Here is a 21102-nt window from a genome sequence, read left to right on the forward strand (position 1 = left end):
CGGTGTGGCGCCTGCGGGAATTCTTTAATGAGATATCTATTTTGCTTATCGGGGTGCGGGCAGGCAGATTTTGCACCCGGCCGGGTTCCCTTTCCCGGCGCCAGCGGCTAGCCTCGGCCAGACCTCCATCTCCTGCCTCGTACCCTTGCCATGTCAGAAGGTTTTGCCGCGCTGCCCTCGCTCAATGCGCTCCGTGTTTTCGAGGTGGTCGCCCGCCATTTGAACTTCCGCCTGGCGGCGGAGGAACTGGGCGTGACCCAGGCCGCCGTCGCCCAGCAGATCCGGGGGCTGGAGGCGAGCCTGGGGCTGGCGCTGTTCGAACGCCAGGCACGAGGATTGGCCTTGACCGACGCAGGCAGGGCGTACAGCGGCAGCATCCGCAGCGCCCTGGCGATGATCGACGAAGCGACGCGTCTGCTGCGGCCGGAACCTTCGCACCTGACGGTCAGCGTGACACCCACCTTCGCATCGAAATGGCTTATCCCAAGGCTCGGCGCGTTCGCCGAATGTCACCCCGATATCGACCTGAGGGTGTTGGCCAGCGATCGGCTTTCCCACTTTCACACCGACGCGGTGGACATCGCCATGCGCTATGGCCGACCTCCCTTCGGCCCAGGCCTGGAAAGCGAATTGCTGATGGAACAGCGGATCGTCGCCGTGGCCAGCCCGGGATTGTTTGCTGGGCAGGGCGCACCGATCACGGCCGAAGGCCTGCAGGGCTATTTGATGCTGCACGATGCCCATGACTTCTGGCCCGAGTTCAACGCGGCGCTGTTCCCGCAGCATGTGCAGATGACGGCCAAGCACATGCGCTTCAACCAGACTTCCCTGGCCATCGAAGCCGCCATCAACGGCCAGGGGATCGCCTTGGCCAACCACGCCTTCGTGGCCGGTGACATCGCCGCCGGGCGCTTGCAGCAGGTATTTGACCAAGCGCTGCGGCACGACAAGGCGTTCTATCTGGTGTGGCCACGCAAAGCGCGACAAGCAGCAGTGCTGGGGGTGGTGAAGGACTGGCTGCGGCAACAGGCCGTCGATAGTTAATCTACTGGCTCAAACAAGCTGGCCTGTCTCTCTCGTTGACCCTGAGCGCGCTAAGGTTAGGCAAACCTTGAACAACAGCGTGGAGACAACATGGCAGTGGAAAAAGTAGCGATCATCACCGCAGGTGGCAGTGGCATGGGCGCGGCGGCAGCGCGACGTTTGGCGGCCGAGGGCTACAAGGTCGGCATCCTGTCGTCCTCGGGCAAGGGCGAGGCATTGGCCGAAGAGCTGGGCGGCATCGGCGTCACCGGCAGCAACCAGTCGGTCGAGGACCTGCGCCGCCTGGTCGATGCCGTGGTCGCCAAGTGGGGCCGTGTCGATGTGCTGGTCAACAGTGCCGGCCACGGCCCGCGCGCGCCGATCCTTGAGATCAGCGACGAGGATTGGCACAAAGGCATGGACACCTACCTGCTCAACGTGATCCGGCCGACCCGCCTGGTGACGCCGATCATGCAGCGGCAGAAGGGCGGGGTGATCATCAACATCTCCTCGGCCTGGACGTTCGAGCCCACCGAGCTGTTCCCCACCTCCGCGGTGTTCCGTGCAGGATTGGCGTCGTTCAGCAAGATCTTCGCCGACACCTACGCCGGCGACAACGTGCGCATCAACAATGTGCTGCCGGGCTGGATCGACAGCCTGCCGGCAACCGACCAGCGTCGCGACAGCGTGCCGCTCAAGCGCTACGGCACCAGCGAGGAGGTCGCGGCCACCATTGCTTTTCTCGCCAGCGACGGCGCTGCGTACATCACCGGGCAGAACATCAAGGTCGATGGGGGGGTGACGCGAAGCGTTTGACTCCCTTCGATGGGGGCTACGGTTGGGCCCCAGCAGATGGGGCAGCTATCGAACGGGAAACAGTCCTTCAGCGGCTGTCTACCTCCTGAACTAAGGTAAGCCTCAGCGTGCAAGCAAGCGCCAAGCTCGCAGGATCAGGCAACCAAACCACGGGATTGCACTACTGATTGAAAAGGACCAGGCCAGACAATGGCCTCACCAACAAGCAGGAGGGTCGTTCGATGCAAGTCAATGCTTATGGAGCCCACGCGGGCAACCAGCCTCTGGAGCCGCTGCGCATTACCCGGCGCGCTCCAGGCGCTCACGATGTGCAGATCGCAATCGCCTATTGCGGTGTCTGCCACTCGGACCTGCACCAGGTACGCTCGGAGTGGGAGGGCACCCGGTACCCCTGTGTGCCCGGCCATGAAATCGTCGGGCGGGTGACGGCGGTTGGCGCGCATGTCTCTGCCTTCAAGAACGGCGATCTGGTCGGCATCGGCTGCATCGTCGACAGCTGCCAACACTGCGATGACTGCGACGCGGGGCTGGAGAACTACTGCGACGGCATGGTCGGCACCTACAACTCGCCCACGCCGGATGCGCCCGGCTGGACCCAGGGTGGATATTCCCAGGCCATCGTCGTGCATGAGCGTTATGTCCTGCGTATCCGCCATCCCGAGGCGCAGCTTGCCGCAGTGGCGCCGCTGCTATGCGCCGGCATCACCACCTACTCACCGCTGCGTCACTGGGGCGCCGGCCCAGGCAAGAAGGTCGGCGTGGTCGGCATCGGTGGCCTGGGTCACATGGGCATCAAGCTGGCCCACGCCATGGGCGCCCACGTGGTGGCTTTCACCACCTCCGAGAGCAAACGCGAAGCCGCGTTGCAGCTGGGTGCCGATGAAGTGGTGGTATCACGCGATCCCCAGCAGATGGCGGCGCACATCAAGAGTTTCGACTTCATTCTCAATACCGTGGCCGCACCCCACGACCTCGATGCGTTCCTGGTGCTGCTCAAGCGCGATGGCAGCATGACCCTGGTCGGTGCCCCGGCCACACCGCACCCATCGCCGAACGTGTTCAACCTGATCATGAAGCGCCGCACGCTCGCCGGGTCGATGATCGGTGGCATACCGCAAACCCAGGAAATGCTCGATTTCTGCGCCGAGCACGGCATCGTCGCCGACATCGAGATGGTCGACGTCCAGGACATCGAGAACGCCTATGACCGCATGCTGCGCGGTGAGGTGAAGTACCGCTTCGTGATCGATAGCGCCAGCTTGGCGGGTTGAACTGCTTCGACGCGGGTCTGCAAGGCGCCGGTTGGAAAGAACTGGCACCGAGGTGGCGCAAGGCTCTAGCATGAGGGTGCCCCAGGGTGGGGCATCATCATGACAAGGAGTGTTGCAACGTGAAAACCATCGACCGGGTGTTGCTGGGGCTGGGGCTGTTGATTCCGTTCTGGTTGCTGCTGGGCGTGGCGCTGACGGCGCTGGCCTATCCAGGCTACGACCATCTCGAACAGGCCATGAGCCAATTGGAAACGCAATTGGCGCGCCCACCCATGGGTTCTCAGCCTGGGTGAACAACTATCCCCTGGGCATGTTGTTCGTGCTGTTCGCGGTGGGCGTGGCACGGCGGTTTTCCGGGTCTCGGCTGGCCGTTTCGAGCGCAATGCTGATTCTGCTGCATGGCCTGGCGAGCTTCGCCACCGGGCATTTTTCTTGCGACCAGGGGTGCGTGCCGGCAGAGCCGAGCGTTTCCCAGCAAATCCATAATCTTGCAGGGCTGGTGATGTTCCTTTCGCTGACGTTGGCCAGCGCACTATGGGTGTGGCTGGGGCGGCGTCAGTTGGCATCGCCGGGGTTTGGATGGTTTTCCCTGCTGTGCGTGGTGCTGGCGGTGGGGACGGTATCGCTGATGGGCAAGGCGTTTGCCGAAGGGCATCTGTTTGGGCTGTATCAGCGGCTCAATTATGCGGTGTCGGTGATATGGGTGGCCGGCCTGGCGGGAGTGGCACTCTCCGGGCCAAGGAAGAAGGGAACGCCAGCGCAGGGCCTTGCCTTGACATCTCGTCGATAGCTACCAGACTCCGTTTCGGTATGGCGCTGGGGCATCTCCGTTATGAATCTACGAATCCTTCCGCTGCTCCTGGCCATGGCCCTGGTCGGCTGTGGCAACGAAGAACAGACCGAGGGCCCGACGGTGGTCCGACCGGTCAAGCTGTTCACGGTGACCAGCCAGAGCCTGAACCAGTTGCGCCGTTTTCCCGCGCAGTTGCGCGCCAGCGACGAGGTGGCCATGGCGTTCCGCCGGGGTGGCCATCTGCGCGCATTGCCGGTGAAGGACGGCCAGTCGGTGAAGAAGGGCCAACTGCTGGCCGAGATCGACGACAAGGACCTGCAGCTGCAGGTCAAGGATCGCCAGTCGAAGTTCGACCTGGCCCGGGCCCAGTTCCAGCGCGTCGAAACCCTGAACCAGCGCAATCTCATTTCGCGCGCCGAGTTCGACCAGCGCCGCGCTGAGCGTGACACCGCCAGCGCGGCGTTGCGCCTGGCCCAGAACGAACTGAGCTTCTCGCGTCTGCTGGCTCCCTTCGATGGCACGGTCGCCAAGGTCGCGGTGCAGAACCACCACGTCGTCCAGGCGGGGCAGGCCGTGGTGATCATGCATTCCTCCAACACCCTGGATGTGACGTTCCAGATGCAGGCCAACCTGGTCAAGGAAATCGAAACCAACGCCAAGAGCAAGGCCGTGCAGCCGCAAGTGAGCATCAGCCGTGTGCCGGATCGGACGTTCCCTGCGACCTACAAGGACCATTCCACCGCGCCCGATCCGGCCACCCTGACCTACACGGTCACCTACACCATCGAGCGCCCGGCAGACCTGAACCTGCTGCCAGGCATGAGCGCCACCCTCGAACTCGACCTGAGCCAGATGACCCGAGAGCGGGTCGTACCGGTGGTGGTGCCCGCCGAGGCGGTGTTCGCCCCGGATGACAAGCCCGGCGAGGTCCAGGTCTGGGTGGCCGAGGAGCAGGGCGGCGCGCTGGTACTGAGCGGGCGTCGGGTCGAGGTCGGGCAGCTGACCCGCGACGGCATCGAAGTGCTGACCGGGCTGCAGCCCGGTGACCGTGTTGTGGCAGTCGGTGGCGCCGAGCTCCATGCAGGCCAGCCCGTGCGGGAATGGACGCGCGAGCGGGGTCTTTGATGGACATCGCCGGCTACTTCATCCGCAAGCAGATCTACAGCTGGATCGTCATCGTGCTGCTAGGGCTGGGCGGCTTGTACGCCATCGACAATATCGGCCGCCTGGAAGACCCGGAATTCACCGTGAAAACCGCCGTGGTGGTAACCCGCTACGCCGGCGCCTCTGCCGAACAGGTCGAGGAAGAGGTCACCTACCCGCTGGAGAGTGCCATCCAGCAACTGCCCTCACTCGATACCGTCACTTCGATCTCCAGTCCAGGCCTGTCGCAGATTACCGTCAACATCCGTTCCGAGTACCGCGCCGAGCAGTTGGCGCAGATCTGGGACGAACTGCGGCGCAAGGTCAACGACCAGGCCGTGCAGTTGCCGCCGGGCGCTGGTCCACCGATGGTCAACGACGACTTCGGCGATGTGTTCGGCGTGCTGCTGTCGATTTCCGGGGAAGGCTACAGCTATCGCGAGCTGCGCTCGTTCGCCAATGTCCTGCGACGCGATCTGGTGCTGGTGCCGGGCGTGGGCAAGGTCAGCATCGCCGGGTTGCAGCAGGAGCAGGTGCAGGTCGAGGTGCCGCGCCAGGACATGATCTCGCTGGGGATCTCGCCCACCCGCCTGGGCGAACTGCTCGGGCGCCAGAACGTGGTGTCCGACGCCGGCCGGCTGCGCGTTGGCCAGGAGTCGGTCCGGCTACACCCCACCGGCGAATTCCACGACGTCGATGAACTGGAGCAACTGCTGATCAGCACACCTGGCAGCAACAAGACCCTGTTCCTGGGCGACATCGCCGATATCCGCCTGGGCTTCTCCGACGAGCCGACGCACCTGGTGCGCGCCGATGGCAAGCAGGCCCTGGCCCTGGGCATCTCGTTCGCGCCCAAGGTCAACGTGGTCGACGTCGGCCATGCCTTGCAGGCCCGTCTGCAGGCGCTGGAAGCCCAGCGGCCGGCGGGCATGAGCGTCAAGGTGTTCTACAACCAGTCGGTGGAGGTGCGCCAGTCGGTCAACGGCTTCATTCTCAACTTCCTCATGTCGCTGGCCATCGTGGTCGGCACCTTGCTGCTGTTCATGGGCCTGCGCAGCGGGATCGTGATCGCTGTGGTGCTGGCGATCAACGTGCTCGGCAGCCTGTTGATCATGTACCTGGTGGGTATCGAGCTGCAGCGCATTTCGCTGGGCGCGATGATCATCGCCCTGTGCATGCTGGTGGACAACGCCATTGTCATCGTCGAGGGCGTGCTGGTCGGCAAGCAACGTGGGCAAGGCATTCACGAGGCGATCAACGCCACCGTGCGGCAGACCTGCTGGCCATTGTTGGGGGCCACCGTCATCGCGATCCTGGCATTCGCGCCGATTGGCCTGTCCAACGACTCGACCGGCGAATACTGCCGCTCGTTGTTCGAAGTGCTGCTGATCTCGCTGTTGCTCAGCTGGGCGACGGCCATCAGCATCACGCCGCTGTTCGCCAAGTGGGCGTTCCAGAACATGGGCGTGAAGGTACCGGCTGCGGGTACTGCCAACCCCTACGATGGCTGGCTCTACCGCAGCTACCGCTGGCTGCTGGACAAGGCGCTGCGCTTGCGGTGGCCGGGCGTGGTGGTGCTGGTGGGCTTGCTCGCCGCGAGCATCTACGGCTTCACCCAGGTGCGCCAGAGCTTCTTTCCGCCGGCCAACACGCCGATGTTCTTCGTCGACCTGTGGTTGCCCCAGGGCACCGATATCAACGAGACCCAAGCCGTGGCAGCGGAGGTGGACAGGCACGTGCTGGCCCAACCTGGAGTCGAGCAGGTACTGACCACGGTCGGTCAAGGTGCGCCACGGTTCATCCTCACCTACAGCGGGCAGCGCCAGCATGGCAACTATGCGCAATTGCTGGTGCGCACCGAAAACCTGGCGGCCATTGCGCCGTTGATCGGCGAACTGGAGGGCTACCTGCGCGACACGTACCCGCAGGCCAATGTCTCCCTGAGCCGCTTGATGTTCGGCCCCAGCGCCGGCAGCCCGATCGAGGCGCGCTTCAGCGGCCCCGACCCGCAGGTGCTGCGCCAGCTTGGCGCACAGGCGATCGACATCATCCGCAGCGATCGCGTTTCCAGCGGCGTCGGCCACGATTGGCAGGCGCGGACCAAGGTCGTGCGCCCGCAATACAACGAGGCGCGAGGCCGCGAGCTGGGCATCGACAAACGCGACCTGGATGCGATGTTGCGCATGACCTTCAGCGGCTTGACCGTGGGCCTCTATCGCGACGGCACGCGGTTGATGCCCATCGTCGTGCAACCGCCGCGCGAAGATCGCCTGGACCCCGAGCAGCTCAACGACATCCAGGTCTGGAGCCATGTCCAGCAGGCCTACGTGCCGATCGAGCAGGTGGTGACCGGGTTCTCCACCGAATGGGAAAACCCCTTGATCATGCGTCGTGATCGAAACCGCACGCTGACCGTGGAGGCGGATGTCGAACTCGACTCTGGGCAAACCTCCGATCAGTTGTTCCGGCGCGTACGCCCGCCGATCGAGGCCATGGCCTTGCCCGATGGCTACAGCCTGGAGTGGGGCGGCGACTTCGCCAGTTCGCGCGATGCCCGCGCTGCCGTGTTCGGCAGTCTGCCCATCGCGTTCCTGTCGATGTTCCTGATCACCATCATCATGTTCGGCTCGCTGGCCAAGGCCACGGTGATCTGGCTGACCGTCCCGCTGGCGATGATCGGCGTGACGGTGGGCTTCCTGACGACCGGGATCCCGTTCGGCTTCATGGCGCTGCTGGGCCTGCTCAGCTTGAGCGGCATGTTGATTCGCAACGGGATCGTACTGGTCGAGGAGATCCGCGCGCAGACCGATGCGGGCAAGGACGCCTACACCGCGTTGGTGGACTCGGCGACCAGCCGTTTGCGGCCGATCTGCCTGACTGCATTGACGACCATTTTGGGGTTGGCGCCGCTGCTGCTGGATGCGTTCTTCCAGAGCATGGCGGTGGTCATCATGTTCGGACTGGGTTTTGCTACCTTGCTCACGCTGATCGTGTTGCCGATGCTGTTCAGCCTGTTTTTCAAGGTCAAACCGGCGGGCCAGTGAATCTGTTCCGACCCCTTCGCGGCGGTTCGGCGCCCCGACCAGCCCACCCCAAGATCCTCACCGTTGCCAAGGTCGCAGTCGTACCTGTGGGAGCGGGCTTGCCCGCGAACACCGGCGAAGCCGGTGCCATGCACCGAGGTGTCTGCTTCGCGGGCAAGCCCGCTCCTACAGGATCTTCACCGCTGGCAAGTCCTACGCCGTACCTGTGGGAGCGGGCTTGCCCGCGAACACCGGCGAAGCCGGTGCCATGCACCGAGGTATCTGCTTCGCGGGCAAGCCCGCTCCTACAGGATCTTCACCGCTGGCAAGTCCTGCGCCGTACCTGTGGGAGCGGGCTTGCCCGCGAACACCGGCGAAGCCGGTGCCATGCACCGAGGTGTCTGCTTCGCGGGCAAGCCCGCTCCTACAGGATCTTCACCGCTGGCAAGTCCTGCGCCGTACCTGTGGGAGCGGGCTTGCCCGCGAACACCGGCGAAGCCGGTGCCATGCACCGAGGTATCTGCTTCGCGGGCAAGCCCGCTCCTACAGGATCTTCACCGCTGGCAAGTCCTGCGCCGTACCTGTGGGAGCGGGCTTACCCGCGAACACCGGCGAAGCCGGTACCATGCACCGAGGTGTCTGCTTCGCGGGCAAGCCCGCTCCTACAGGATCTTCACCGCTGGCAAGTCCTGCGCCGTACCTGTGGGAGCGGGCTTGCCCGCGAACACCGGCGAAGCCGGTGCCATGCACCGAGGTGTCTGCTTCGCGGGCAAGCCCGCTCAGGATCTTCACCGCTGGCAAGTCCTGCGCCGTACCTGTGTGCGGGCTTGCCCGCGAACACCGGCGAAGCCGGTGCCATGCACCGAGGTGTCTGCTTCGCGGGCAAGCCCGCTCCTACAGGATCTTCACCGCTGGCAAGTCTTACGCCGTACCTGTGGGAGCGGGCTTGCCCGCGAAACAGCCTTGAATCAGTTACTGGCCTGAACTGCCGCAGCCCTGGCCGCCTTTACCCAACCCTCGAACTGGGCCTGATGCGCGGCAATCCACTCCTGGGTATGGCGCTGAATGTCCGCCTGGGATTTCTCGCCTTGCTGCATCTTCAGATTCTGCGCGCTCTCGTCCGCAGCGGGGATCTGCATCAGTGACAGGAACTTCACCGCTGCGGGGTTCTTGTCGGCGAATTTGCGATTGACCAAGGCCTGGACGCGGTCGATGGCAAAGCCAAGGTTCTTGCCTTCATAAGTGGTGTCGAGCGTATTGTCGCCCCCCGGCAGATCGGTTTTGGGGACTTCCAGCCAGACTACGTCGCGGCCTTCCACCAGTACGCCCGCGACCCACTGTGGCATCCAGGTGTAGTAGAGCACCGGCTTGCCTTCCTTGTAGCGGGTGATGGTGTCGGCCATGAGTGCGAAGTACGAGCCTTGATTCACGTGGATCGACTTCTGCAAATCATAGGCTTTCATCTGGTGCTCGATCACCAACTCACAGCCCCAGCCAGGGTTGCAGCCGGTCATGTCGGCCTTGCCGTCGCCATCGGTGTCGAACAGCTTGGCGATCTCGGGCTTTTTCAGGTCGGTGATGTACTGGATGTGGTACTGGTCGGCGGTTTTCTTGTCGATCAGGTAACCCTGCAGCACGCCTGGCAGGACATTGCCAGTCTTGACCAGGTTGGCATCACCGCCAGCCTTCTCGTAGAAGCTGGCGTGCAGCTTGTCCCAAGCGTTCACGGTGAAGTCGGCGTCGCCGAAGCCAACGGCCAGGACCATGGTCGCGTACTCGGTTTCCTTGGGTGTCTGTACGTCGTAGCCCAGTTCGCGCAGGCCGGCCAAGGCCACCTCGCCACGGAAGCGCTCTTCATCGACGGTAGGGAATGCCGGGGTGATCTTGACACCTTCGCCCGGTTTGTCCGCCGAGGCGTGAGCGCCCAGCGCGGCGGTGACCAAGGTCAGCGCCATGGCGGCTTTCAGGATGCTGCGGGAGAATTTGGATTCGTGCATCGTCGCGTACCTTCTTTTGATTGTTATCTTCAAGTGCGGCAGATCGAACGTTTCTAAAGTCTTGCAGGTTCAGGCAGTCTTGCGCCGCCCTTGCGTTTGCCCCGCCCCGCACAGGCGCAGCACCAGGCCGACAGGGCCGGTGTGGTACCAGCGCAGGCTCGGGTCGGCACTGGTGCGTGCGCCCATGGCCTGGGTCAGGCGGTCGAGGAAGATCGCCAGCAGCACCAGGCCGACGCCGCCGACCGTGGCCAGGCCCATGTCCAGCCGGCCGATACCGCGCAGCACCATCTGGCCCAGGCCACCGACGGAAATCATCGAGGCGATCACCACCATCGACAGCGACAGCATCAGGGTCTGGTTGAGGCCGGCCATGATCGTCGAGGTGGCCAGCGGCAATTGCACCCGGGTCAGCATCTGCCGAGGCGTGCAGCCAAAGGCGCGGGCCGCCTCGATCTTGTCCTCGGGCACCTGGCGAATGCCCAGGTTGGTCAGGCGCACCAACGGCGGCAGGGCGAACACGATGGTCACCAGCACGCCCGGCACGTTGCCGATGCCGAACAGCATCACCACCGGCACCAGGTAGACGAACGCCGGCAGCGTCTGCATGGCATCGAGCAACGGCCGGATGATGCTTTCCAGGCGGTTGCTGCGGGCGCAGACGATGCCCAGCGGAATGCCGATCACCGCGCAGAAGAACACCGAGGTGAGCACCAGCGCCAGGGTGGTCATCGACTCGGCCCACACGCCGATCAGCCCGAGCAGAGTCAGGGTGATGAAGCAGAGGATGGCCATGCGCTTGCCGGCCAGCTGCCAGCCGAGCAGTGACGAGAGCAGGATGCCAATGGTCGGCGGGATGCTCTGCAGGGTGAGCTCGATGCCATTGAGCACCTGGTCGATCGGCCAGCGGATGGCGCGAAATACCTCGCGGAAGTTGTGCACGAGAAAGTTGAGGGTAGCGGTGACCCAGTCGCCCAGTGGGATGGTGGCCGCCTGGAAAGGATCGAGAAGGCTGAAGTCGGACATGAGGGTTTGCCTCTTTTTAGGCCAGCGGGCGCTGTTAGTTGCGGCTCAGGGTCTGCAGCAGCTCGTTCTTCGACAAGGTGCCCTTGAAGGCACCCTCGCGGTCGAGCACCGGTACCGGGTACGGCAGGTCGGCGGCGATGCCAAGCACCTCGTGCAATGGCGTGTCGGTATAGACCGGGCGCTTCTCGTGCAGGCTGTAGCGATCGCTGGCGGTGGCGCCGTTGGCGTCGGTGTCGACCACGCCGAGCAACTGGCCGCGGTCATCGACCAGGTAGCCGAACGGCACGCCGGCCTGGAAGCTCGGCGCCTTGCCGTTGACCTTGCACACCACCGCCGGGTCGAACTTGGCCACATCGCCGGCCTTGAGCACCCGCGAGCTGTCGAAGGCCTTGAAGAAGGTCCGCACGTAGTCGTTGGCCGGCTCGTTGATCAGCTGCTGCGGCGTGCCGATCTGCACCACCCGGCCGCCCTCCATGATCGCGATGCGATGGCCGATGCGGATGGCTTCCTCGATGTCGTGGGAAATGAAGAGGATGGTGCGCTGCTGCTCGGCCTGCAGGCGGATCAGCTCGCCCTGCATCTCGCTGCGGATCAGCGGGTCGAGGGCCGAGAAGGCCTCGTCCATCAGCAGGATCGCCGGGTCGTTGGCCAGGGCGCGGGCCAGGCCCACCCGCTGTTGCATGCCACCGGAGAGCTGGTGCGGATAGCTGTGCTCGTGGCCGGCCAGGCCGACCTGGCTCAAGGCTTCGCGGGCACGGCTGTGGCGCTCGGACTCCGGCACGCCGGCGATCTCCAGGCCGAAGGCGGTGTTTGCCAGCACGCTCATGTGCGGCATCAGGGCGAAGGACTGGAACACCATGCCCATTTCCTTGCGTCGTACGTCGAGCAAGGCCTTGTCGGACAGGCCGGTGATTTCACGGCCGTTGAGGTGGATGCTGCCGGAGGTGGGTTCGATCAGGCGGTTGAACAGCCGAACCATGGTCGACTTGCCCGAGCCGGACAGCCCCATGATGACGAAGATCTCGCCACGCTTGACGGAAAAACTGGCATCGAACACGCCGACGACGTGGCCGGTCTTGCTGAAGATCTCGTTCTTGTCGGCTCCCTTGCGGAGCATCTCCATGGCCATGTTCGGGTTGGGCCCGAAGACCTTGAAGATGTTCTTGACCGAGAGTATTTCGCTGGCATCACTCATACAACCCTCTTTCTTATAGTTGTGCCCGAATCCCGGGCGTCGTGGGTGTCGACACTGAAACTATTTGGGATTGGCAGGTGTACTGCGTGCGCGATCGAGATAGGTGACGTCGTAATAAGTGACGTACTGAGAAGTGTCCCGATCAATAGGAGGGGATCGCTATTGGGGTGATGTTTTTATTGGTCTGTGGCACTTCACAGTCTCTACTCTAGGCCAGTTGCATGTCTTCGAATTGTACGCAGGGGTCAAAAAGTATAATGGCTCGGCTTTTCCCGGTCTTTGCTCGGCTGGCCGTCGCTGTTGAAGAACTTGAGGTTATTCATCGATAACCGTGTGGTTATCGGTGCTGGCGGGACATGCTCATTCACGACAGCGCATGTAGGCAGCCCGATGAAAAACTGATTTCATTGGCGCCGAAACGATCAGCGCACTGCCTGCATCCAGTGCCATTGGCCCTTGGCTTGGAACCATGATGAACAATAAAGAAACGGGCACCCCGCAGAAGGGCTATCGGCGCATTATCCCCTCCATGACCGCGCTGCTGCAGTTCGAGTCGGTGGCGCGCCTGAACAGCTTCACCCTGGCGGGCAAGGAGCTGGGGGTGTCCCAGGCTGCGGTCAGCAAGCAGATCAGGGTACTGGAAGATAACGTCGGGGTGCAGCTGTTCCAGCGCATGCACCGCAACATCTACCTGACCGAGGCGGGCGAGACGCTGTTCGCCATCATTTCCGAGTCGTTGCAGAAAATCGCCAGCGGCTTCGACCAGATCATCCAGGGCAGCGAGAAAGAGGAAATCGTACTTGCCTCGACCGCGCCCGTGTCGCAGCTGCGCATCATGCCGCGCCTGAACAGGCTGGTGGAAGTGTTGCCGCATGCCCGGTTGCGCCTTGCCACGCAGATGTTCGTCGGTGACTTGCGCAGCCCGGATGCCGACATGGAAATCCGCTTCGGCAATGGCCGCTGGACCGAGGGCGAGTCCGTTCTGCTGTTCGAGGAAGAGGTGTTTCCGGTGTGTTCGCCCGCCTGGCTGGCGCGCAACCAGACCCCGCAAAGCCTGGAAGACCTGGCCAGTTCAGGACTGCTCGACTCCGATGCGACATCGGAGGGCTGGATTACCTGGGCGGGCTGGTTCAAGGAACTGGGCCTGACCCCGAGCAAGTTGAACATCAACTTGCGCTGCAGCCTCTATACCGACGTCATCCAGGCCGCGGTCAATGGTTTTGGCCTGGCCCTGGGCTGGGGGCGCATGGTCGATCATCTTATCGACAGTGGTGAGTTGGTTAAACTCGAACCCTTCGTGGTTCGGCAGAAAGAGTCCTATTACCTGCTGGTGCGCAATGGCCAGGGTATTACGCCCAATGTATTGGCGATCGTTCAATGGTTGCAAAGCAAGGCGGCAACCAGTTCTCTGCCTATCCTCCGTGAATAACTTGAGGTTATGCAGGCGACAAAATTAATGCGTTGACTGAAAAAACAGGGTGCTCGAATAATCCTCCCGTTCCTGGCGAACTAAGAACAAGAGCCCGTGAGGATTTAAATGAGTACTCTTCCTGTTAAAACGCATCGCGAATTGCTGGACGCGCGCAAGCCTGGTTTCGGTATGCCTGGCGAACTCTACAGTCGCCAGGACGTGTTCGAAAACGACCTCGATATTTTCTTCCACAAGCACTGGATCCTGGTGGCCGTGACGGCCGACATCGCCGAACCCGGCGACGTGTACACCGTCGACATCGGCAAGGCTTCGATCATCGTGGTGCGCGACGACGACGAGCAGGTCCGTGCCTATCGCAACGTCTGCCGCCACCGCGGCGCTCGCCTGAAAGAGGCCGGCAAATCCACCGTCGGCATGCTGGTGTGCCCTTATCATCAGTGGACCTACGATCTGGACGGCAGCCTCAAGCACGCCAAGCACATGGGCAAGGACTTCAAGCCCGAGTGCCGTAGCCTGATCCCGGTGCATTGCGTGGTTGTCGGTACCCATGTGCTGGTATGCCTGAGCGAGGAGGCGCCGGAGGATATCCAGGTGCTGGCCGAGGTCATGGGTCCACGTTTCGCACCGTTCGACCTGACCAACACCCGCATTGCCCATGAACTCGACTACATCGAGAACGGCAACTGGAAGTTGGTGATGGAAAACAACCGTGAGTGCTATCACTGCGAAGGTACCCACCCGGAACTGATCGTGTCCTACCAGTCCGAAGACCTCGGCGTCAGCCTCGAGGAAATGAGTGAGGAGCAGCGCGCCTCTTACGACGCCTACCAGGTGCGCAAGGCCGGGATCGAAGCCGACTGGGAGAGCGACGGCTTGCTGTATGCCACCGTCGAGCACCTGGCCGACGATGCGCCCACGCAGTTTCGCACGCAACGCATGATCATTGCCGGCAGCGGCGAGTCGCAGACCCTGGACACCAAGGTGGCCTGCAGCCGCCTGCTGGGCAACCTGACCCGTCGCGACCTGGGCGATACGCACCTGTGGGGCAACAACGCCTGGACCCACGTGATGAGCGACCACGCGATGATCAGCTGGATTCTGCCCCTGTCGCCAGACCGAACCTTGGTGCGGACCAAGTGGCTGGTGCACAAGGATGCCGTCGAGGGTGTGGACTATGACCTGCAGCGTCTGACCGAAGTGTGGGTCGCTACCACCCAGCAGGATGCCAACCTGGTCGCCATCACGCACAGCGGCACCCAGGACCCAGGCTTCGAACCAGGGCCCTATTCACAGTTCACCGAGCCGTACGTGGACCAGTTCGCCCGCTGGTATTCCACCCGCCTCGCAGCACATGGGATCTGACGGTGATGGGTATGCTCGAGAACATTGCCAGCCTGCGGGCTGATCAGCGGTTTGCCGACACCGACCATTGGGCAAGTTTCGGCGTCCAGTGGGCCAGTGGTGAAAGCAAGCGCATCGAATGCCTGAACGTGGTGGAAGAAACCCACGATGTGAAGACCTTCGTCTTCCAGTGCCCCGATTACCCCGCGCTGGCCTACGAGCCGGGGCAGTTCCTGACCGTGTCGCCGGTCATCGACGGGCAGAGCGTGTCGCGCTGCTACACCTTGTCGTCGACGCCGACCCGGCCATTCACCTTTTCCATCACGGTGAAGCGGGTGCCCGGTGGCACGGTGTCCAACTGGCTGCACGACAACCTCAGGGCAGGTAGTGCGCTGGCAGCCTCGGGGCCGGCGGGTATCTTCACCCCCGTCGCCGCAGCGGCGAAGAAGCTGCTGTACCTCTCGGCAGGCTCCGGCGTCACCCCGCTGATGGCCATGACCCGCGCCGCCGCCGACCTGCACGCTGATCTGGATATCGTCTTCGTCCACAGTGCGCGTACGCCCAAGGACATCATCTTCCGTGAAGAGCTGGCTCGACTAGAGCGGGCGCTGCCCAACCTGCGCACGTTGTTCTTCTGCGAAGGGCTGGGCGACGAGCCGGATTGGCAAGGCCCGCTTGGGCGCTTGTCGGCCGATGAGCTGCAGCGTCGGATCCCCGATTTCAGGGAGCGCGAGGTATTCACCTGCGGGCCGAAAGGCTACATGGATGCGACCAAGGCGTTGCTGGGCAACAACGGTTTCGATCTGGGCCGCTATCACCAGGAAAGCTTCGACATCAATGCCGAGGAAGTACTCGAAGCGATGGCCGAGCCGACGCCGGCCGGGCAGGCACAGGACACCTTCACCGTGCGCCTGGCCAGGTCCGGCAAGGTGTTCAGCATGACGGCTGATCAGACCGTGTTATCGGCCGCCAAGAAGGCCGGCGCAGTGGTGCCGTCCTCGTGCAGCCAAGGCGTGTGCGGTACCTGCAAGACCGCTGTGCTGGAGGGCACCGTCGAGATGAAACACAACGGCGGCATCCGCCAGCGCGAGATCGACAAGGGGCTGCGGCTGTTGTGCTGCAGTCGGCCCACCTCGGACCTGGTGGTCGATCTCTGACACCTGACAGCGTCCGGCCCCAAGGCGCTCGGGCGCTTCCCGATCCCTCTGGAACGGAGCTTGCGATGTGTCGCCAGGCATGTGCCCTGGCGTTTGGCTGGTGCACGGCTTGTGCCAGGTGCCGCCCTTTTTTGTTTGTGTCCCTATCAGCGAATACGCCGAGCTGGATCTCCAGCCTTTCAAGAATAAGAAGGATATAGCCGATGCGTGCAAAACAGGGCCTGCTCAAGGGCCTCAACCCAACCGTGACCTTGTGGTCGCTTGCCATCGTCGTGGCCTTCGTCATCTTCTGCGCCTCCTATGGCAACGACGCGACAGGCGTGTTCAAGACCGCCTCGGACGCCATCCTCGACAATTTCAAATGGTTCTATATCTCCCTGGTCAGCGGGGTATTGGTGGTGCTGGTGGTCATCGGCACCAGCCGTTATGGCAGCTTGCGCCTGGGCCGCCCCGATGAAAAACCAGAATTCAGTTTCGCCGCCTGGATCGCCATGTTGTTCAGCGCCGGCATGGGCGTCGGCTTGATCTTCTGGTCGATGGCCGAACCCGTACTGCACTACGCGAGCAACCCGTTCACCCCGGGGCTCACCGATGAAGCCGCCTCCATGGCGATGCGCATCACCTTGCTGCATTGGGGCCTGCACCCGTGGTCGATCTTCACCATCATTGGCCTGGGGCTGGCGTACTTCGCCTACCGCGAGGGGCTGCCGTTGGCATTGCGGTCGATTCTCTACCCACTGATCGGCAACCGGATCTACGGCCCGATCGGCCACACCGTCGACATCGTTGGTACGGTCGTGACTGCCTTCGGCGTGTCGCAGGCACTGGGCATGGGTGTCGAGCAGATCAACATGGGCCTGCACCAGGTGTTCGGTTTCCCGGTCAGCCTGGGCTTCAAGCTCGCGATCATCGCCGTGGTCACCGTCGTCGCCTCGATCTCGCTGTTGCTCGGAGTGTCGAAGGGCATGAAACGCATGTGCACGCTGAACATGTGGTTGTCCCTGGGCTTGATGACCGTGGTGCTGGCGCTCGGCCCAAGCCACTACATCATGAACCTGCTGTTCGAATCGACCGGCGACTACCTGCAGAACATCGTCGGCATGAGCTTCTGGACCGATGCCCAGGCCGACAGCGGCTGGCAGAAGAGCTGGACCGCGTTCTACTGGCCGTGGTGGATGACCTGGGGCCCGTTCGTGGGGCTGTTCATTGCCAAGATCTCTCGCGGGCGTACGGTGCGCGAGCTGATCTTCGGCGCGCTGCTGGTGCCGACCCTGGTGACCATCATCTGGATGTCGGTGTTCGGTGGCACCGCGCTGAAGGATGAGCAACAGGCGCGCAAGGCCTACGCCAGTCTGCCGGTGGCCGAACAGGCGGCAGCGGGACCATTCACCGGAGGCCCGGTACTGGAGGCGACCCGACGCGAGACCACCACGGCCATGTTCACCTTCCTGGCTCGCCTGGATGGCCCGACGGTTGGCGGTATTCTCAGCCTGGCGATCTGCCTGCTGCTGGCGGTGCACTTCGTGACCGCAGCGGATGCCGGCACGCAGGTCATCTCGACCTTGAACTCATCCGGCGCGATCGACCCGCCGAAATGGAACAGGCTGTTGTGGTGCATTCTGGAAGGGGCGATTGCCGCGAGCCTGATCATCGCAGGCGGGCTGCTGGCCATTCAGATGGCGAGCATCGTGGTCGGGCTTCCCATCGCCATCTACATGCTGATCACCGCCTACAGCCTGACCCGCAGCCTGTTCTCCAACGCTGACCTGGTGCCGGCGCCCGCACCGCTCGAGGTCAGGGACCAGGCCTTCATGGAGCGGGTAGGGCAGTAGATCCTGCAATCACTTCGGCTGCGGTAGTCACCTGGCCGAAGTGATGCTTCCACAGGTCAATCCCCAGCTTGCCAGACCGGTCGAGCGACGAACCCATCGTCAGGTCGGTCACCAGGGTCGGATTCAGCCCTGCGTCGAACAGCGCGAACCCGGCCGCGAGCACGCAGGTTTCGGTCTGGATGCCGCACACCAGCACCCGCTCGACGTCCAGTTGCCTGATGTAAGCGAGGGGCTCGGCGGTTTGGCCGTAGCCATGCTTGACGAACACCTGATCCACCTCGACCAGACACTCGTCTTCGCGCGCCGGATGCCAGCCGAGTTGTCGCTCGAAGGGCGTTACCTGTTCATCGTGCAGCTCTACCGATGCGATCGACGGAATGCTGGCCGACAGCACGCGGATGCCATCCACCAGCCATTCGGGTGGGCTGAAGGTGGACTGGACATCGACGATGAGCAGGACCTGGCGCATGGGGGACTCCAGAGGGGTTCGAGGGCGGCGGAGTATAACGGGTTAGGTGGGTTGGGCGGGGGATTGTGCGGCGGCGGACGGGTGCATGTCTTGGTTGTTGTGGTGGGGCAGAAATCGAGCGCCGCCCGCGCGGCGCATCGCGACGCAAGGCCGCTCCCACATTTGTTGCAACGTGCCACTGTCTGTCAGGCCATGGTTGTTCGCCTTTGGGGGCAACACAGATCTCGCCCCCGGTCCCACCAGGCTGGCAACCATGGTCTATCAGACATAATTGGCCCGAAACAGATGTGGGAGCGGCCTTGCGTCGCGATGCGCCGCGCGGGCGGCGCTCGATCTCCCATACACCACAACTCTGTAGCCAAACCTACCCGGGATACCGCGTCTGCAACACCACCGCAAGCGCATCCGGCCGCCAGAACTCCTGGTCGAATTCAACCGGCTGTCCCCGCTCGCCAAAGCTCAGTCGCTCCACATAGAAACTGCTCGACCCGGGCGAAACCTGCAGCGCATCAGCCTGGAAATCGTTCATCGTCTCGGAGTGCATGCACAACTCGCTGCGCGACTGTATCCGGCCAAAGCGTTCGCGCAACAGGGTGGTCAGCGAGGTATTGAGGTCGGCATCAAGCAACTGTGGGCACCAGTCGCACACCAGCACATTGCATTCGAGCAGTACCGGGCGCTGGTCGACCCAGCGCCGCCGCTGCAGATGGAACACCGGCTCCTCCGGGTGTTCCAGGCCCATGCGCTTGGCCAGCCAGGCGCCTGCCGGGCGGCGTTCGGCATGCAGGCACTCGGTGCGAGGCGTACGCCCCTGGTTGGCGACGTACTCCATGAAACCGACGATGCCGGTCGGGTCGTAGCGGATGCGTGGCGGGCTGACGTACCAACCGCGGCGGTCCTGGCGATAGATGAGACCGTCGGTTTCCAATAGCTGCAAGGCCTGGCGTAGGGTCACGCGGGTACAGCCGAAACGTTCGGCCAGCTCGCGCTCTGCGGGCAACTTGCTGTCGGCGGGCAGGCAGCCCTGGGCCAGGTCGGCGACCAACTGATCTCGGATACGCAGATAGTGCGCCTGGCTCGCCCGCCAACTGACCTGCGGTTGCGACTCGCTGACGAACGCGGTGCGGAACGGGCTCATGGCAACACCTCGGCGCCTTGCGGGCGGACGCTTTGCCGGGCCTGCAACTCGCGCTGCCAGGCCAGCAGGCCGTATGCAGCCAGTACCACGAAGCCGGCATACAGGGCCGCGGTCAGGTTCAGCCCCTTGAACAAAAACAGCCCGACGTAGGCGCTGTCGAGCACGATCCACAAGCCCCAGCTGGCCACGTACTTGCGCGCCGCCCAAAAGCTCGCGACCAGGCTCAGGGCACTGAGCAGCGCGTCGAGCCAGGGCGCCGAGGCATCGGTATAGCGCTGCATAACGGCGCCCAGCAGCACTGCACCGGCCAGCCCCAGGGCGAGGCTGACAACGGCCTCGCGCCTGGGCAGGCGCTGCACATGGACCTTGCCGGCCTCGCTGGCGCCCTGGCTCCAGCGCCACCAGCCATAGCCCTGCAGCACGGCGAACACCAGTTGCAGGAGCATGTCGCAGTACAGCTTCACCTCGAAGAAGATCCACGCATACAACAGCACGGCGATCACGCTCACTGGCCAGCACCAGCGGATGCGCTGGGTGGTGAGCCAGACGCCGAGCGCATTGAACAGCACGGCGACGATTTCCAACGATGACATGGGCGCCTCCTCGGGCAGGTATCAGTATTGGGGCTTGAGGGCCTTGTGCTTGAAGGCGCGCTTCTGCGGCTCCGACAATCCGTCGCGGCCTTGGTAAGGCGCGCTGTACCAACTGCCGTAGGTGGGGTTGGGCAGCAGGAACCAGCGTTCGCCCAGCCACGGCAGATACGGCGCCGCCGCTTGCAGTTGGGCCTGCTGGCTGCCGCGGGTGGCCATGAAGTCGCCGAAGCTGTCGCCCACCTGCATCAGCACGCGGGCCTGGGTACCGACCCAGTGGCGGCGGCAGGTCTTGTCCGAGCCGCTGGCCTGGCAAGCGCCGACCGGGGTGCCAGCGGTGAGGATCTGCGCGCGGCTGGCGATGGGGAATCCGGCACGACGCAGGTTTTCCAAGGTGGCCTGTTCCTGGCCTGCTTCACGGTTGGTCAGGTAGTACGGCGTGACACCACGCCGGGCAACGGCCTGCATGAAAGCCACCGCACCCGGCAAGGCAGGGGCCTGGGCGTGGTCGACCCAGCGGTACCAGGCAGCGTAGTCGTAGGGGCGGTCGGCAAGGATCGCCCGGGCATTGAGCGGCACGTTGTCCAGCAAGGTCTCGTCGATGTCGACGATCACTGCCGGTGGCAAGCCTTGCAGGTCACGCGGCGGTTGCGCCAGCGCGTCCCAGCCGGGATCGGCCAATGCCTGCTCCAGTTGCCGCGTGGCGCTGGCGAACACCTGCAGGAACAGCGCATCGTGCTCCACCGAGGTCTGGGTCCAGAGCACGGCATCGAGCTGGTCATTGGCAGCCGGTTGCACCTGGCAGCCGGCAAGCAAGGCAGCCGACAGGGTGACGACCAGGGAAGCGGATCGGGTCATG

General features: G+C 63.5%; 15 protein-coding genes and 2 pseudogenes. 10 read left to right on the forward strand and 7 right to left on the reverse strand.

What is annotated here, in order from left to right:
* Positions 1-150: 150 nt before the first annotated feature.
* The 6 genes and pseudogenes from E6B08_RS11570 to E6B08_RS11595 all read left to right on the forward strand — a co-directional run bounded on the left by E6B08_RS11570 (position 151) and on the right by E6B08_RS11595 (position 8090).
* Positions 151-1044, forward strand: coding sequence for a LysR substrate-binding domain-containing protein (locus tag E6B08_RS11570; RefSeq protein ID WP_136914118.1), 894 nt, complete (start codon positions 151-153; stop codon positions 1042-1044).
* 90 nt (positions 1045-1134) lie between these two features.
* The gene (locus E6B08_RS11575; RefSeq protein WP_136914119.1) at positions 1135-1839 is read left to right on the forward strand and encodes an SDR family oxidoreductase; all 705 of its coding nucleotides are present in this window, start codon (positions 1135-1137) and stop codon (positions 1837-1839) included.
* Between the two features lie 221 nt (positions 1840-2060).
* A complete protein-coding gene (locus tag E6B08_RS11580; RefSeq protein WP_136914120.1) occupies positions 2061-3110 on the forward strand; it encodes an NAD(P)-dependent alcohol dehydrogenase in 1050 nt (349 codons plus the stop codon).
* 119 nt (positions 3111-3229) lie between these two features.
* Positions 3230-3900: pseudogene (locus E6B08_RS11585) on the forward strand (DUF998 domain-containing protein).
* A 42-nt stretch (positions 3901-3942) separates the two neighbouring features.
* A complete protein-coding gene (locus E6B08_RS11590; RefSeq protein WP_136914121.1) occupies positions 3943-5028 on the forward strand; it encodes an efflux RND transporter periplasmic adaptor subunit in 1086 nt (361 codons plus the stop codon).
* Entirely contained in the window at positions 5028-8090 is a 3063-nt protein-coding gene (locus E6B08_RS11595) for an efflux RND transporter permease subunit (RefSeq protein WP_136914122.1), read from the forward strand. The genes E6B08_RS11590 and E6B08_RS11595 overlap by 1 nt, the downstream gene beginning before the upstream one ends.
* Positions 8091-9037: 947 nt before the next feature.
* On the opposite strand, the gene proX is transcribed toward E6B08_RS11595, so the two are convergent.
* From proX to E6B08_RS11625, 3 genes and pseudogenes are all read right to left on the reverse strand, one after another.
* Positions 9038-10066 carry a glycine betaine/L-proline ABC transporter substrate-binding protein ProX gene (gene proX / locus E6B08_RS11615; protein ID WP_136914125.1) on the reverse strand — a complete coding sequence of 343 codons (1029 nt, stop codon included), beginning with the start codon at positions 10064-10066 and terminating at the stop codon, positions 9038-9040.
* 69 nt (positions 10067-10135) lie between these two features.
* Positions 10136-11107: pseudogene (gene proW, locus E6B08_RS11620) on the reverse strand (glycine betaine/L-proline ABC transporter permease ProW); the annotation flags it as partial.
* A gap of 16 nt (positions 11108-11123) precedes the next feature.
* Complete coding sequence (locus E6B08_RS11625) at positions 11124-12284, reverse strand: quaternary amine ABC transporter ATP-binding protein (RefSeq protein ID WP_136914127.1); 1161 nt, start codon at positions 12282-12284, stop codon at positions 11124-11126.
* Positions 12285-12753: 469 nt separating this feature from the next.
* Between E6B08_RS11625 and E6B08_RS11630 the strand changes: the two genes are divergently transcribed.
* The 4 genes from E6B08_RS11630 (at position 12754) to E6B08_RS11645 (ending at position 18046) form a co-directional block, all read left to right on the forward strand.
* Positions 12754-13713 (forward strand): LysR substrate-binding domain-containing protein, encoded by a 960-nt coding sequence (locus E6B08_RS11630; protein WP_322349414.1) that lies wholly within the window; start codon positions 12754-12756, stop codon positions 13711-13713.
* 108 nt (positions 13714-13821) lie between these two features.
* On the forward strand, positions 13822-15078 hold the full coding sequence (locus E6B08_RS11635; protein WP_136914129.1) for an aromatic ring-hydroxylating oxygenase subunit alpha: 1257 nt from the start codon (positions 13822-13824) through the stop codon (positions 15076-15078).
* A 5-nt stretch (positions 15079-15083) separates the two neighbouring features.
* The gene (locus tag E6B08_RS11640; protein WP_136914130.1) at positions 15084-16214 is read left to right on the forward strand and encodes a hybrid-cluster NAD(P)-dependent oxidoreductase; all 1131 of its coding nucleotides are present in this window, start codon (positions 15084-15086) and stop codon (positions 16212-16214) included.
* Between the two features lie 203 nt (positions 16215-16417).
* Positions 16418-18046, forward strand: coding sequence for a BCCT family transporter (locus E6B08_RS11645; RefSeq protein ID WP_136914131.1), 1629 nt, complete (start codon positions 16418-16420; stop codon positions 18044-18046).
* Here E6B08_RS11645 and E6B08_RS11650 read toward each other — a convergent pair.
* From E6B08_RS11650 to E6B08_RS11665, 4 genes are all read right to left on the reverse strand, one after another.
* Positions 18024-18515 carry an isochorismatase family protein gene (locus E6B08_RS11650; RefSeq protein ID WP_136914132.1) on the reverse strand — a complete coding sequence of 164 codons (492 nt, stop codon included), beginning with the start codon at positions 18513-18515 and terminating at the stop codon, positions 18024-18026. The two genes, E6B08_RS11645 and E6B08_RS11650, sit on opposite strands and share 23 nt — an antisense overlap.
* 364 nt (positions 18516-18879) lie before the next feature.
* On the reverse strand, positions 18880-19653 hold the full coding sequence (locus tag E6B08_RS11655; RefSeq protein ID WP_136914133.1) for a GntR family transcriptional regulator: 774 nt from the start codon (positions 19651-19653) through the stop codon (positions 18880-18882).
* Positions 19650-20246, reverse strand: a complete 597-nt coding sequence (gene pnuC, locus E6B08_RS11660; protein ID WP_136914134.1) for a nicotinamide riboside transporter PnuC — start codon at positions 20244-20246, stop codon at positions 19650-19652. Before pnuC ends, E6B08_RS11655 begins: the two co-directional genes overlap by 4 nt.
* Positions 20247-20267: 21 nt before the next feature.
* The gene (locus E6B08_RS11665; protein ID WP_136914135.1) at positions 20268-21101 is read right to left on the reverse strand and encodes a 5'-nucleotidase, lipoprotein e(P4) family; all 834 of its coding nucleotides are present in this window, start codon (positions 21099-21101) and stop codon (positions 20268-20270) included.
* Between the last annotated feature and the right edge of the window lies 1 nt (position 21102).

Source organism: Pseudomonas putida (genome assembly GCF_005080685.1).
GTDB lineage: Bacteria > Pseudomonadota > Gammaproteobacteria > Pseudomonadales > Pseudomonadaceae > Aquipseudomonas > Aquipseudomonas putida_V.

Coding starts and splice junctions, on each gene's coding strand:
- E6B08_RS11570 (WP_136914118.1), top strand. CDS start 151: ATGTCAGAAGGTTTTGCCGCGCTGCCCTCGCTCAATGCGCTCCGTGTT.
- E6B08_RS11575 (WP_136914119.1), top strand. CDS start 1,135: ATGGCAGTGGAAAAAGTAGCGATCATCACCGCAGGTGGCAGTGGCATG.
- E6B08_RS11580 (WP_136914120.1), top strand. CDS start 2,061: ATGCAAGTCAATGCTTATGGAGCCCACGCGGGCAACCAGCCTCTGGAG.
- E6B08_RS11590 (WP_136914121.1), top strand. CDS start 3,943: ATGAATCTACGAATCCTTCCGCTGCTCCTGGCCATGGCCCTGGTCGGC.
- E6B08_RS11595 (WP_136914122.1), top strand. CDS start 5,028: ATGGACATCGCCGGCTACTTCATCCGCAAGCAGATCTACAGCTGGATC.
- proX (WP_136914125.1), bottom strand. CDS start 10,066: ATGCACGAATCCAAATTCTCCCGCAGCATCCTGAAAGCCGCCATGGCG.
- E6B08_RS11625 (WP_136914127.1), bottom strand. CDS start 12,284: ATGAGTGATGCCAGCGAAATACTCTCGGTCAAGAACATCTTCAAGGTC.
- E6B08_RS11630 (WP_322349414.1), top strand. CDS start 12,754: ATGATGAACAATAAAGAAACGGGCACCCCGCAGAAGGGCTATCGGCGC.
- E6B08_RS11635 (WP_136914129.1), top strand. CDS start 13,822: ATGAGTACTCTTCCTGTTAAAACGCATCGCGAATTGCTGGACGCGCGC.
- E6B08_RS11640 (WP_136914130.1), top strand. CDS start 15,084: ATGGGTATGCTCGAGAACATTGCCAGCCTGCGGGCTGATCAGCGGTTT.
- E6B08_RS11645 (WP_136914131.1), top strand. CDS start 16,418: ATGCGTGCAAAACAGGGCCTGCTCAAGGGCCTCAACCCAACCGTGACC.
- E6B08_RS11650 (WP_136914132.1), bottom strand. CDS start 18,515: ATGCGCCAGGTCCTGCTCATCGTCGATGTCCAGTCCACCTTCAGCCCA.
- E6B08_RS11655 (WP_136914133.1), bottom strand. CDS start 19,653: ATGAGCCCGTTCCGCACCGCGTTCGTCAGCGAGTCGCAACCGCAGGTC.
- pnuC (WP_136914134.1), bottom strand. CDS start 20,246: ATGTCATCGTTGGAAATCGTCGCCGTGCTGTTCAATGCGCTCGGCGTC.
- E6B08_RS11665 (WP_136914135.1), bottom strand. CDS start 21,101: ATGACCCGATCCGCTTCCCTGGTCGTCACCCTGTCGGCTGCCTTGCTT.